This is a genomic window from Arthrobacter sp. 10N43 (assembly GCF_056394525.1).
This window is the reverse complement of record NZ_JBFTIA010000001.1, coordinates 157,687-171,014: the sequence shown is the minus strand read 5'-3', so window position 1 is coordinate 171,014 and position 13,328 is coordinate 157,687. Positions and strand designations below refer to the sequence as shown.

The 13,328-nt window shown below is 69.4% G+C and carries 9 protein-coding genes; all 9 read left to right on the top strand.

Translation table 11 applies throughout. The features are described 5' to 3' along the window. The first annotated feature begins 49 nt into the window (after positions 1-49). Positions 50-1,003 (top strand): ABC transporter permease, encoded by a 954-nt coding sequence (locus AC1DDO_RS00755; protein ID WP_476971210.1) that lies wholly within the window; start codon positions 50-52, stop codon positions 1,001-1,003. Further along, the gene (locus AC1DDO_RS00750; protein ID WP_476971209.1) at positions 1,000-3,015 is read left to right on the top strand and encodes a dipeptide/oligopeptide/nickel ABC transporter permease/ATP-binding protein; all 2,016 of its coding nucleotides are present in this window, start codon (positions 1,000-1,002) and stop codon (positions 3,013-3,015) included. Before AC1DDO_RS00755 ends, AC1DDO_RS00750 begins: the two co-directional genes overlap by 4 nt. Then, entirely contained in the window at positions 3,012-4,019 is a 1,008-nt protein-coding gene (locus AC1DDO_RS00745; protein WP_476971208.1) for an oligopeptide/dipeptide ABC transporter ATP-binding protein, read from the top strand. The genes AC1DDO_RS00750 and AC1DDO_RS00745 overlap by 4 nt, the downstream gene beginning before the upstream one ends. After that, the gene (locus AC1DDO_RS00740) at positions 4,019-6,775 is read left to right on the top strand and encodes an alpha-L-rhamnosidase (RefSeq protein WP_476971207.1); all 2,757 of its coding nucleotides are present in this window, start codon (positions 4,019-4,021) and stop codon (positions 6,773-6,775) included. The genes AC1DDO_RS00745 and AC1DDO_RS00740 overlap by 1 nt, the downstream gene beginning before the upstream one ends. Beyond that, positions 6,772-7,785: an alpha/beta hydrolase fold domain-containing protein gene (locus tag AC1DDO_RS00735; protein WP_476971206.1), complete on the top strand. Its 1,014-nt coding sequence runs from the start codon at positions 6,772-6,774 to the stop codon at positions 7,783-7,785. Before AC1DDO_RS00740 ends, AC1DDO_RS00735 begins: the two co-directional genes overlap by 4 nt. A 34-nt stretch (positions 7,786-7,819) precedes the next feature. Beyond that, complete coding sequence (locus tag AC1DDO_RS00730; protein ID WP_476971205.1) at positions 7,820-8,179, top strand: VOC family protein; 360 nt, start codon at positions 7,820-7,822, stop codon at positions 8,177-8,179. A gap of 189 nt (positions 8,180-8,368) precedes the next feature. Then, a complete protein-coding gene (locus AC1DDO_RS00725) occupies positions 8,369-11,092 on the top strand; it encodes a glycoside hydrolase family 78 protein (RefSeq protein ID WP_476971204.1) in 2,724 nt (907 codons plus the stop codon). Continuing rightward, positions 11,089-12,102, top strand: coding sequence for an alpha/beta hydrolase fold domain-containing protein (locus AC1DDO_RS00720; RefSeq protein ID WP_476971203.1), 1,014 nt, complete (start codon positions 11,089-11,091; stop codon positions 12,100-12,102). The genes AC1DDO_RS00725 and AC1DDO_RS00720 overlap by 4 nt, the downstream gene beginning before the upstream one ends. Positions 12,103-12,201: 99 nt before the next feature. Next, positions 12,202-13,191, top strand: coding sequence for an alpha/beta hydrolase fold domain-containing protein (locus AC1DDO_RS00715; protein ID WP_476971202.1), 990 nt, complete (start codon positions 12,202-12,204; stop codon positions 13,189-13,191). The last annotated feature ends 137 nt before the right edge of the window (positions 13,192-13,328 follow it).

Sequence of the window (13,328 nt, the reverse complement as noted above, 5' to 3'; positions counted from 1 at the left end):
GCCGGGCGGCCCTTCCGAACAGGAAGGGTCGCCCGGCAGGTCCTGACCGATGGAGGTCACCATGGCACTATTCATCACCAAGCGCCTGCTGATGGCGCTGGCCACCGTGCTGGCGGTCGCGGTCCTGGCGTTCCTGCTGGTCCACGCGATGCCCGGCAGCCCGGGTGCTGTGTCGCTCGGAGCGGGCGCCTCCCAGGAGGCAATCGACGAGGTCAACGCCCGGCTTGGCTGGAACGATCCGCTCTTGACCCAGTTCTTCCGCTGGCTCACAGACGCCGTCCAGGGCAATTTGGGCACGTCCCTCATCGACGGCCGTTCCGTCGCGGCGGACCTGGGGAACAGGCTCCCCGTCACAGCCTCGCTTGCGGCCGGCGCCACCGTGCTGAGCGCCGTCCTCGGCATTGGCCTGGGCGTGACGGCGGCGGTCCGCGGCGGCCTGGTGGACCGGATCGTCGGCGGGCTGTGCGGCCTCGCGGTGGCGCTCCCGGCCTTTTGGATCGGCATCATCTTCGTGTACCTGTTCGCCGTCCAGTCCTCGGTCTTTCCCGCCACAGGCTACGTTCCCTTCGAGGTCTCACCGCAGGACTGGGGCATGTCCCTGGCTCTTCCGGTGATCACCCTGGCCGTCGGCGGCGCAGCGTTCATCGCCCGCCAGACCAGGGCCTCGATGCTCGAGGCGTTGCAGCAGGAGCACATCCGGACCCTGCGGGCCACGGCCACCCCCACCTGGAAAATCCTCTACATCCACGCCCTGCGCTACGCCAGCCTGCCCATCGTGGCCGGCATCGCGCTGCAGTTCATCGGCCTGTTTGGCGGTTCCGTGATCGCCGAGCAACTGTTCGCCATGCCGGGCCTGGGCCAGGCTGTCCAGACCTCCGTCAGCACCCACGACGCCCCCGCAGTCCAGGGCGTGGTGGTCATCGCCACCGTCGTGGTGGTGGCTGTGAACCTTGTGCTGGAACTTGCCACCAAGTTCCTTGACCCGAAGTTGCGTGCCTCATGATCCCCAAACTCAAGCCCCGCCCGCGGGCCGCCATCACCAAACGGTCCGCCAACCGGCTCTTCGCCTCCCCAGGGGGTGTGGCCGGCGTCGTATGGCTGGCGGCCCTGGTGGTTGCCTCGCTGACCGCCCAGTGGTGGCTGCCCTACAAGACGGAGGACCAGGACTTCACCGCCGTCCTGTCCGGCCCCACCGCCGCACACTGGCTCGGCACGGACGAGCTCGGCCGGGACCTCCTCAGCCGCATCTTCGCCGCCGCGGCCGGCACCCTGGGAACTTCACTGATCACGGTGATTGTCGGCGTCGGGCTGGGAACCGTCCTTGCGATGGCGGCCGGCGCCGCCGGCGAACGGGCGGAAGGGGTGCTCAGCCGCGTCACCGAGATCATGATGTCGCTCCCCGGCACGGTGATCATCCTGGCCGTCATCGGTGCCGTGGGAACCAACATTCCGCTGATCATGGCGATCCTGGGCGTCCTGATCTCTGCCGGCATCTACCGGGTCATGCTGGGCCAGGCGAAGTCGCTGCAGTCCCAGCTGTACGTGGACGCCGCCAAGGTGGACGGCGTCAGCATCCTGGGGATCAGCCTCCGCCATGTCCTGCCCGGCCTGACTAACACGATCGTGGTCCAGTCCGCCCTTATCTTCGCCGTAGGCATGCTGATCCAGGCCGGACTCGCGTTCATCGGCTTCGGCCCGCCCATCCCGCAGCCCAGCTGGGGCGGCATGATCCAGGGCGCCTCGCAGCACGTCTACGACGCACCCTGGCTCATGGTTCCCACCGGTGCGGTCCTTGCCCTGACAGTCCTTGCCGCGAACGCCATCGGCAACGCCCTGGGGAAGGCGCCGAACGCCGCGGCCTCCCACCTGCCCTCGGCAGCGGCCCGCCGCCAGCGCGGCAGTTCTTTTGCCGATGCCGTCGCCGCAGCAGGCGCCGCCGCCTCACCCGCAGGGACGGGCGCCGTCCCCGCGACAGGCCAACTAAGCGTCCGCAACCTTTCCGTGGGGGTCGACGGCGGCACGGCGCTGGTCACGGACGTCTCGTTCGACGTCGGCCAGGGAACCGTGCTGGGCCTGGTCGGGGAGTCCGGGTGCGGCAAGACCATGACGGCGCTGTCCCTGCTGGGACTCCTGCCCTCCGGGGTCTCTGCCACCGGGGGCCAGATCCTGTGGAACGGCAAGAACCTCGCCGCCGCCACTGAACGCGACTTGGAAGGCATCCGCGGCCGTGACATCGCCCTGATCTCGCAGGAACCCATGCGGGCGCTGGACCCCATGTTCACGGTGGGCTACCAGCTCACAGCCGCCATCCGGCGCCTGCGCAAGGAAGGCAAAGCCGAGGCGCGTGCCGAAGCCCTTGTCCTGCTGGAAAAGGTAGGCATCGTGGACGCCGAAAGCATCCTCAAGGCCTATCCGCACCAGATCAGCGGCGGCATGGCCCAGCGCGTGGCGATCGCCCTTGCGCTGTCCGGCCGGCCGCGGTTGCTGGTGGCTGACGAGCCGACGACCGCCCTGGACGTCACCGTGCAGGCCGAAATCCTCTCGCTGCTGCGTTCCCTGGTGAAGGACACCGGGATGTCCGTGGTGATGGTGACGCACGACCTTGGCGTCGTGGCCGACATCTGCGACAACGTCGCCGTGATGTACGCCGGCCAGGTCGTGGAAAGCGGCCGGACCGCCAACATTCTGGACAACCCCCGCCACCCGTACACCCTGGCGCTCCTGGCCGCCGACCCGCACGCCAACAACGCCGCGGACATGCCCGAGCGGCTGGCCACCATCAGCGGCCAGGTTCCGCAGCCCAAGGACTGGCCCACAGGCTGCCGGTTCATGGCGCGTTGCCAGTTCGCAGGCTCGGCCTGCGCCGCCCCGGTCCCGCTGCTGTCCTCCGGGTCCGAGGACGGAAGGGTCCGCTGCGCCAAGGCGGACGAACTGGCCGTCGAGGGCCTGGAATGGCTTGCCACCGAAGTGCCCACGCACCGAGTACTGAAAATCGTCGAAAAGGACCTGGCATGAGCATCCAAGCGGCAGAGCGGCAGGGGTCCCCAGCCCCCGTACTGGACGGACCCATGCTCGAGGTGAAGGACCTGGTGGTCCGCTATGGCCGCGGCCGGAAGGCTGCGGCGGCCCCGGCCGCGGTGGACGGCGTCAGCTTCGCCATCCGCCCCGGCGAGACCGTAGGCCTGGTGGGGGAATCCGGCTCCGGAAAATCCACCATCGGCAAGGCGATCCTGGGCCTCCAGACGAGCGCCGGCGGCACCATCAGCTACCAGGGCAGGGACATCACCCATGCCGGTGCCGCAGAGCGCCGCGCCCTGGGCGGTGAGCTGCGGGCCGTCTTCCAGGACCCCAACTCCTCGCTGAACCCGCGCCAGAGCATTGGTGCCTCGCTGGCGGAGCCGCTGCGGATCCGCGGAGTGTCGGCGGTTGACGCGCGGGGGAATGCCGAAGCCATGCTGCAACGTGTGGGGCTGCCCCGCGAGGCCGTTGACCGCTACCCGAGCCAGTTCTCCGGCGGCCAGCGCCAGCGCATCGCGGTGGCGCGCGCCCTGATCTGTGAACCCAGGCTGGTGGTCTGCGACGAAGCGGTCAGCGCCTTGGACCTTTCAACCCAGGCCCAGGTACTCAACCTCCTCGCCGACCTCCGGGACGAACGCGGCCTCAGCTACCTGTTCATCGCCCACGACATCTCGGTGGTCCAGTTCCTGGCGCAGCGCGTGGTGGTCCTCTACCGCGGCCAGGTGATGGAAAGCGGCCCCGCGGCAACCGTCACAGAGCAGCCCAGGCACCCCTTCACCCAGGCCCTCGTGGCTGCCTCGCCCGTCCCAAGACCCGCGGAACAGGCCCAGCGGAGGATGCTGCGGGAATCTCTTGGCGTCCGCACGGCCGCCGCGGCGGCCGCAAAGCCTGGAGGCTGCCCGTTCAGCCAGCGCTGCCCGCTGGCCACCGAACTGTGCACATCCGTTCGTCCCGCCCTGCGCACCGTGGGCGAGTCCGACGTCGCCTGCCACTACGCCTGATGGAGCCCACCTTGACTGCCACCACGGGCCGCCGGCCCCTGCCCCCAACACGCCTCCGCTCCGACAACCTCAGCCAGGCCTTCGGGATCACCAACACTGCTCCCAGGTTGACCTGGACGCCGCCGCAGGGCACCCTCCGTCAGGTTGCCTACCACCTGACCGCCAGCAACGGCTGGGACACCGGCCGGGTGGACAGCGGCACGCACGGCTACCTGCCATACGGCGGTCCCGCCCTCGGCTCGCGTGACCGCTTCGAATGGTCCGTCCGGACATGGGACATGGCCCCGAACGGCACTGAGATTGCCTCCGCCTGGTCCAGGCCCATGACCGTGGAACTTGGACTCCTGCACCCCGGCGACTGGAGTGCCCGCTGGATCGGACCCGAGGAACCCGTGGTCCCGGCGCCGGGGAAGCGGCCAGGCTACGCCCTGCACCACGACTTCACCCTGGACGCCGCCCCGGATCTTGCGCGGGCCTACGCCACGGCGCACGGAATCTACGAGCTCTTCATCAACGGGGAGCGGGTGGGGGACCAGCAGCTCACCCCCGGCTCCACGAGCTACCACAGCACCCTGCAGGTCCAGATCTTTGATGTCGCGCCCTTGCTGCGCGCCGGCGCCAACACCGTACGCGCGGTCCTCACGGACGGCTGGTTCCGCGGATCCTTCGGGTTCACGCGCGACGCCGACATGTACGGAACGCAAACGGCATTCCTGGCGCAGCTGGAGATGGTGTCCGGCGGAGCCCGGACCGTCATCGGCACGGACCCATCGTGGCTGGTCAGCGCCACGGAGATCGCCAGCGCCGATCTCATGGCGGGCCAGCGAGTGGATTTTCGCCGCGGCCACGGGGCGGCCGGGCACGCGGTCCTCCGCGAGGGCAGCTTCGCCACGCTCAGCGGCCCGGTGGCGCCGCCCACCCGGGTCGTGGAGGAACTCCTTCCGGTCTCCATCACCCGCCTCAGCAACGGCAGCCAGATCGTGGACCTGGGCCAGAATATCCATGGCTGGGTCCGTTTGAGCCGGCTGGGTACTGCCGGCACCGAAGTGACCCTGGTGTACGGGGAGGCCCTGGACGCCGACGGGGAAGTCATCCAGGACCACCTCCGCCCCATCGACTTCAAGAACCCTGGACAGTTCCTCGACCCCGGGCAGAGGGACTCCGTGGTCTCGGCCGGCACCCGGGGCGAGGTGTTCGAACCGCGCCACACCACTCACGGTTTCCAATACATCTCGGTCCAGGGTCTCGCCGACACTTTGGAGCCGGCGGACATTGTTGGCTGCATGGTCCAGACCGACCTAGAGCGCCTGGGCACCTTCAGCTGCAGCGACAACCGGCTCAACAGGCTGCACGACATTGTGGAATGGAGCTTCCGCGACAACGCGTGCGAGGTGCCCACCGACTGTCCCCAGCGCGAAAAAGCGGGCTGGACCGGCGACTGGCAGCTGTTTGTACCCACCGCGGCCTACCTCTTCGACGTCTCCGGATTCTCAACGAAGTGGCTCAACGATGTCCGCGCCGACCAGTGGGAGAACGGTGTGATCGTCAACATCTCGCCCTCGCCCGGCCCGGACGCGACGCGAAACGACCCCATGGCGTTCCTGAACGGCTCCGCCGGCTGGGGCGACGCGATCGTGTCCGTCCCGTGGGAAATCTACCTTGCCACCGGTGACGCGAAGATCCTGACGGAGAACTGGGATGCCATGAACCGCTGGCTCGGCTTTGTGCGCCGCACCGCCGAAGAGAACCGGCACCCGGCCCGGGGGGCGCTGTGCCCCACGCCCGAAGAGCACGAGAAGTACCTCTGGGATACCGGCTTCCATTGGGGCGAATGGCTGGAACCGGACGGGCCGCAGCCGGACTTATTCGGTGCCAGGAGCGCAGACCACGGCATCGTTGCCACCGCCTACTACCGGCGCTCCTCCGCCATCATGGCCAGCATTGCCTCCGTCCTGGGCAGGGCAGCCGAGGCCAAGGAACTCGGGGAACTCTCCGAGAACGTCCGCCGCGCGTGGCAACGGGAATACCTGCACGCCGACGGGACAGTCGGAAACAGGACGGCGGGAAACGGGACAGCCGGCAACGGATCAGTCGACGGCGGCACGCAGGCCAATTGCGTGCGGGCGCTTGCCTTCGGCCTTGTGCCGGACGGCGCCCGCGCCGCCGTGACAAACCAGCTCGTCAACCTGGTCAGGGAGGCTGGCACCCATCTGGGGACCGGCTTCCTGGCCACGCCGTACCTGCTGCCCGTCCTTGCCGACAACGGGCATCCCGGCCTCGCCTATGAGCTGCTCATGCAGGACTCCGAGCCGTCCTGGCTCGCGATGGTGGACCGCGGTGCCAGCACCGTCTGGGAGGCCTGGAACGGCCTCGGCCCGGACGGCACGCCCGAGGCCTCGCTCAACCACTACAGCAAGGGCGCCGTTATCTCCTTCCTGCACCGCTACACGGCTGGCCTGCGCCAGGCACCCGGCAGCGCGGCGTACCAACGGATCATCATCGAGCCCCGGCCCGGCGCCGGGATCACGTCCGCGGCCACGTCGCACCGAGGCCCGCAGGGCCTGATCGAGGTGGGCTGGACAATGGACGACGGCGAGCTGACCCTCAGGGCGACAGTCCCGCCCGGCACCACAGCGGAGGTCCGCCTCGCCGGCCAGCCGAACGCCGTCGTCGGGCCCGGAACACATACTTTTCCCGCCGCCGTCCCTGCGCGCGGCGCAGGCACCATTCCGACCCTTGCAAGGAGCGCACCATGACCCCCGAGTCACTGACCACGCCAACGTCCAAGCCAACGTCGAGGGCGGAACCCGTTCCGGCGGGACCGGAAGCCACGGCGCCTGCCGGGTTGCCGGCCCCGGCCTTCCCGCCGTTCCTGCCCCCGGGCACGGTCGACGTCGTGTCGGAAAACTCCACCGTCCACCGCGAGGTCAGCTACGCAATCGCCGTCGGCTACCGCCGGCTCGCCATGGACATCTGGCTGCCCCGCAACGCCGCCGCGACGCCGGTTCCGCTGGTTCTGTGGGTCCACGGCGGCGCATTCCAGCTCGGGGACCGCCGCGAACTGCCGCCTAGCTTTGCCCCGGAATCAGTGTTCCGCCTACTGAACCAAGCCGGCATCGCGTGCGCCACCGTGGACTACCGCCATGCCCTGGAAGCGCCGTTCCCGGCCCAGCTTCACGACCTCAAGGCCGCCGTCCGGTACCTCCGCGAACACGCTGACCTGCTGGGCATCGACGCCGGACGGATCGGCGCCTGGGGCGAGTCCGCCGGCGGCCACCTCGCCGCACTGCTGGGACTCACCGGCCTCCGTGACGACCTTGAGGGCGGACTCGGCGTACAGGGCCACTCCAGCGCCGTGAGCGCCGTCGTCGACTTCTACGGGGTGTCCTCCCTGCCGGACATGCCGCCCATGAACCTGCCGCCCGGCATGATGGCCGGACCGTTGAGCGCGGCCGTGCCGGAGGGCATGACCCTGGAACCGGGCCCCATGCTGGTGGGCGGCACCGACGATCCCGCCCTGCTGGCCGCCGCGAGCCCGCTGGGTTATGTCACCGCCGGTGCACCGCCGTTCCTGCTGATCCACGGCGACAGCGACGGCCTGGTGCCGCTTGCCCAAAGCGAACTGCTGGCCGCCGCGTTCACGGATGCGAACGTCCACCACGAACTCATCCCGATCAGGGGCGGTGACCACTGCTTTTTCGGCGCGGAGGACCAGCTGGACTGGATCCTCAGCACGGCCGTGGACTATTTCGCCCGGTGGCTTTAGGGACAGATCGAATGTTCGGCTGTAGCATTCCCGCATGGCTATCGCACGCTTCCCAGGACTCGTCATTGACTGCCCCGACGCCGGAGCCCTCGCGGGCTTTTACGGTGCCCTGCTCGGCTGGAATGTGAAGGATGACGGCGACTGGGCCGAAATCCGCCCGGACGACGGCAGCGACTGCATCTCGTTTCAGCAGGTGGACGACTACCGGGCGCCGGAATGGCCGGGCCAGGGCGTACCACAGCAGATGCACCTGGACCTGATGGTGCGGGACCTGGACGAAGGCGAAAGAGAGGCCATCGATCTGGGAGCCACCAAAGCGGACACGCAGCCCGGGACCACCTTCCGGGTTTTCCTCGATCCGGCCAGCCACCCGTTCTGCCTCTGCGTGGATTAAGCACACCTCGTCCGGCCGCGGCGCTCTTTCGCCGCGTCCGGTCAGGATCGGCAGCAGCCATGCAGACCAACAATCCGCTCCGCGCACATGATTTCCAGTCAATGAAACTACGCTAGCGGGCGCATTGCCGTTCCCGGGACGCTGGGGAAAGCCCTAAAGCTTCCTCCTTCTTGACGAATCGAGCCGACGTTGACTCCCAACACCCTTCGTTTCCCGTCCCGGGAACCCGCCCGACTGAGTGCCACCGTTCCCGCCCCCGTCCGCTTCGAACACCACGAGGAGCCCTTCGGCATCGGCGAGGACCGGCCGCGGCTGTCCTGGCAGGTCACAACGGACACTCCCGGCTGGGTCCAGACCGCCTATGAGCTTCAGCTCGGTCCCGATGGCGGCAGCCTGGCAAGTTACGGCCGCATCGACAGTTCCGAGCAGCTCCTGCAGCCGTGGCCGGCGCCGCCGCTGGAGAGCCGCCAGCGCATCGCAGTCCGGGTCCGTGTCTGGGGCAACGACGCCGGCGGGCCCTCCGCATGGAGCCCCGTGGCCCACGTGGAGGCCGGACTGCTGAACGCCGCAGACTGGCAGGCCGCCATGATCCGCCCGGCCTGGGACGAAGCCAGCGAAGCCAATGAGCCGGCAGCGCGCCTGAGCAGGACTTTCGAGCTGGAAGGCGATGTGCGGTCCGCCCGGCTCTACGCCAGCGCGCGTGGCGTCTACGTGGCGCACATCAACGGCCGGCGCGTGGGTCGGGACATCCTGGCCCCGGGCTGGACCAGCTACCATCACCGGCTGCGCTACCAGAGCTACGACGTCACTGAGTACCTCCAGCCCGGCACCAACGTCATTGGCCTTGAGGTAGCGGACGGCTGGTGGCGCGGCAACCTGGGCTTCCAGGAGAAGCGCAACACCTACGGCAACCGCACCGCCGTGATCACCCAGCTGGAAATATCCGACGCCGGCGGGGCAGTCACCACGATCGGCACGGATGAGTCGTGGCTGGCCGGGCGGGGGCCGGTGCTCTCGGCCGACCTGTACGACGGCGAAACCTACGATGCGCGGCTCGAGAGCCATGGCTGGGCTGAGGCCGGGGCTGAGAGGGGAGCTGAGACCGTGCTGGACGCAGGCACGCTGCAGCCCGCCGTCGTGGTTGACGGCTTCGATCCTGCGGTCCTGGTCGCACCCGACGGCCCGCCCGTCAGGGCCACCGAGGAGCTGCCGGTCAAAGCGGTGCTTGGAACGCCGTCCGGTAAGACCATTCTGGACTTCGGCCAGAACCTCGTCGGCCGGGTGCGCTTCCATGTGAGTGGTCCGCCCGGCACCGAGGTGGTGTTGCGGCACGCCGAGGTGCTGGAGCACGGTGAACTTGGCGTCAGGCCGCTCCGGGTGGCCAAGCAGACCGACCGCTACATCCTGCGCGGAGCTTTGGGCGGCGAGTCCTGGGAGCCTGGGTTCACCATCCACGGCTTCCGCTATGTGGAGGTGAGCGGCTGGCCGGGCGAACTGGACCCCGGCGCCTTCACCGCCGTCGTGATCCATTCCGAGCTGGCGCGAACAGGGACGTTTGCATGCTCTGATCCGATGCTGAACCAGCTTCATTCGAACGTCGTGTGGGGGATGCGCGGGAACTTTGTCGACGTGCCCACGGACTGCCCGCAGCGCAACGAGCGGCTGGGCTGGACCGGGGACTTCCAGATCTTCGCCGCCACGGCAGCCTTCCTCTACCGGATTCCGGGCTTCAGCGCCTCGTGGCTCAAAGACATGGCCGCCGAGCAGGGGACAGACGGGCCGCCGCCGCTGGTGGTCCCCGAAGTGGTGGCCGAAAAGCCGCCGTTCCCGGACCGCCCGGTAATGGCCGCGTGGGGTGACGCCGCCGTCCTTGTTCCCTGGGTGCTGTACCAGCGCACGGGGGACCTGGAATTCCTGCGCCGGCAGCTGCCGGGAATGACCGCCTGGCTGGAATCCGCGGCCCGGGCCGCCGGCCCGGAGCTGCGCTTTGAGCACGGCTTCCAGTTCGGCGACTGGCTGGACCCGGCCGCACCGCCGGACTCGCCCGGTGACGCACGCACGCCCTGGCAGCTCGTGGCTCAGGCATACCTCGCGTACTCGGCGTCGGTGGCCGGCGAGGCTGCCGGACTGCTGGGCCAGGACGCGGAATCGAGGCGGTTCCGCGAGTTGTCCGACCGGTCCCGGGCGGTGTTCCGCGAGCGCTACCTCGTCGACGCCGGCAGGCTCACGCCATCCACACAGACCGCCTACGCGGTGGCCCTGCGCTTCGGACTCCTCCAACCGTCGGAGCACCCTGCCGCGGCCGCCCTGCTGGCGGAAACCGTGGAAGCCGACGGGTACCGGATAGCCACCGGGTTCGTAGGGACTCCGCTGGTCTGCGACGCACTCAGCGAGCACGGCCAGGCGGCGGCGGCCTACCGGCTGCTCCTCCAGACCGAGTGCCCGTCCTGGCTGTACCCGGTGACCATGGGCGCTACCACCATCTGGGAGCGCTGGGACTCCATGCTCCCGGACGGCAGCATCAACCCCGGTGAGATGACGTCCTTCAACCACTACGCCCTCGGTGCTGTGGCCGACTGGATGCACCGCAGCGTGGCCGGCCTCGCGCCGGCCGCGCCGGGGTACCGGAAGCTGCTGGTCCGGCCCCTGCCCGGCGGGGGACTGGGCTGGGCGGAAGCCACGCACCAGACCCCCTACGGCGAGGCCGCGGTCCGGTGGGAACGGGACGGCGAGGAGTTCTCGCTGTCCGTGATCGTCCCGGCCGGCTGCACCGCCGCGGTGTACGTGCCCGACGGCGGGAACACCGGCGTCGACGTCGGCTCCGGGACGCATTCGTTCCGCTGCGTTGTTCCTTCCGCCGCAGCCCCCTCGGCAGCAGCCGGTGGAGCCCGCGAGCCGGCGCTGCAGCCATGACCCTGGATCTGGGGCTGGCCGGCCTCATGCACCACGTGGCCGGTGCCGGTTCGTTCGCCGATCTCCTCGCCGACCCTGCCGGGATGCGGCGGCTGGAGGCGTTCAGCGGTGGGGAACTGCCGTATGTGGCCCCTGCCGTTCCCCTCCGCCTGGTGGAAGCCCCGGGGCCCAACGGGCCCGTGCCCATCCGGATCTACGGCCCCGGCAACCTGGCGCCGGACCGGGGCCCGGGTTCGGGGGAAGGCCGTTCGTCCGGTGCCGGGCTGCCCGGTTTGGTGTGGCTGCATGGCGGCGGCTTCGCCGGGGGCACCCTGGACATGCGGGAAGCCGATCAGGTTGCCCGTGAACTCGCTGACCGGACCGGCGGGCTGGTGTTTTCCGTCGACTACCGGCTGGCCCGCGACGGCGTCCACTTCCCGGTCCCGCACGAGGACACGCTCGCGGCCTGGCGCTGGACAGCCGCCCACGCCGAGGAGGTCGGCGTGGCGCCGGGTGGCCTGTGCCTCGGCGGTGCCAGCGCCGGCGGGAATCTCGCCGTCGGCGCCGCCATGTATCTCAAGGACGCCGGCCTGGCGCTGCCGGCCAAACTGCTCCTCGCGTATCCCTTCCTCCACTCGGAGCTGCCTTCACTGGAGCCTGCAGCTGTAACTGACGGAGGCGTGCTTTCGGCCCTGCCCCGGATCCTGCGCTTCACCGGGGATGACTGCCGGGGCATGGTGGAGAACTACATTGGCGGCCCGGCCGGGATGGCGTCCTCGTACGCCCTGCCCGGCCATGCCGATCCTTCAGGGCTCCCCCCGGTGGCAGTCATTGCCTGCGAATACGATGACCTGCGCACCTCTGCTGAGCTGTTCGTCGAGTCACTCAACGCGGCGGGTGTTCCGGTGGCCTTCCGGCTGGAAAAGGGAGCGACGCACGGGTACCTCAACCACTCGGCGGCGCTGGGGATCGTGCAGCAGGGGCTGGCATTCCTCGCGGCTGAAGTGGACTCGGCAAAGCCCTTTCAATGATTGAAATCCGCGGTTTGCGCCCGCCCTGTGATCCGACAGTCTTAGGGGGAGGCGCCGATGCATCAGGTGACCGGCGCAGGAAACGGAAGGGAGTCGACCATGACGGATGCTCACGTGCTGAGCGGCATCGAATTCGCCCGCACGGGCGGCGACGGTTCGCGCCCGCTGCTGCTGGACCTCTACCTTCCGGCTTCCGGGAACGGGGCGGCTCCCCGCCCCGCCGTGGTCCATTTCCACGGTGGTGGCTGGCGCGTCGGGGAGCGGTCCTCGCTGGGCCCGGTCCTGGACGGATTCGGCCTCAGTGCCTTCGAAAAGCTCACCGACGCCGGATTCGTGGTGGCGTCGGCCGACTACCGGCTCAGCCACGAGGCAGTTTTCCCGGCCCAGCTACACGACGCGAAGGCTGCCGTGCGCTGGCTCCGGAACCATGCCGCGGACTACAACGTGGACCCGGCCCGGATCTACGCGTGGGGCGACTCCGCGGGCGGCCATCTCGCCAGCCTGGTGGGCCTCACTGCCAATGCCGGCTCTCCGGACTTCGCAAATGTTGACGGCGCAGATGTTGACAGTGCAGGTGTTGACGGTGCAGGTGTTGACGGTGCAGGTGTTGACAGTGCAGGTGTTGACGGTGCAGGTGCTGAGAGCTCTGCTGCCGACGCTGGCGTGGCTGCGGTGGCCGCCTGGTACCCGCCCACGGACCTGGTCCGGATGGCCGAACAGAGCCTGCCCACCGCCGTCGCCCGGGCCGACGACCCCGGATCCCGCGAGGAACTCCTCATCGGCGCCGTCCTGGCCGACGAGCCGGCGAAGGCGGCAGCGGCCAGCCCCATCAGCCACGCCAGCCGTTCGGCCCCGCCATTCTTCCTGGCCCACGGGACGGCGGACCGCTTCGTTCCGCCTGCACAGTCCGAGTCGCTGGCTGCCGCGCTGGAAGGTGCCGGTTCCGCCGTCGAACTTCTCCTGATTGAGGACGCGGACCACATGTGGATCCTCCCGGACCACAGTCAGGCCGCGGCCGAAAAGGCAATGGAAGCGACCCTCTCGTTCTTCCTCCGGCAATCCCGGTCCGCGGAGACGCCGGCCACCTGACCGGCCACCGCACCCCCACCGCCGCACCCCACCACTGCCGCACTCCGGATGATTGGCCCACACACATCGGCACAGGGCCTCCGTCGCCGTGCCCACCCACCACCCCCGCCCCTGGGCGGCACCAGAAAGGCCCACCA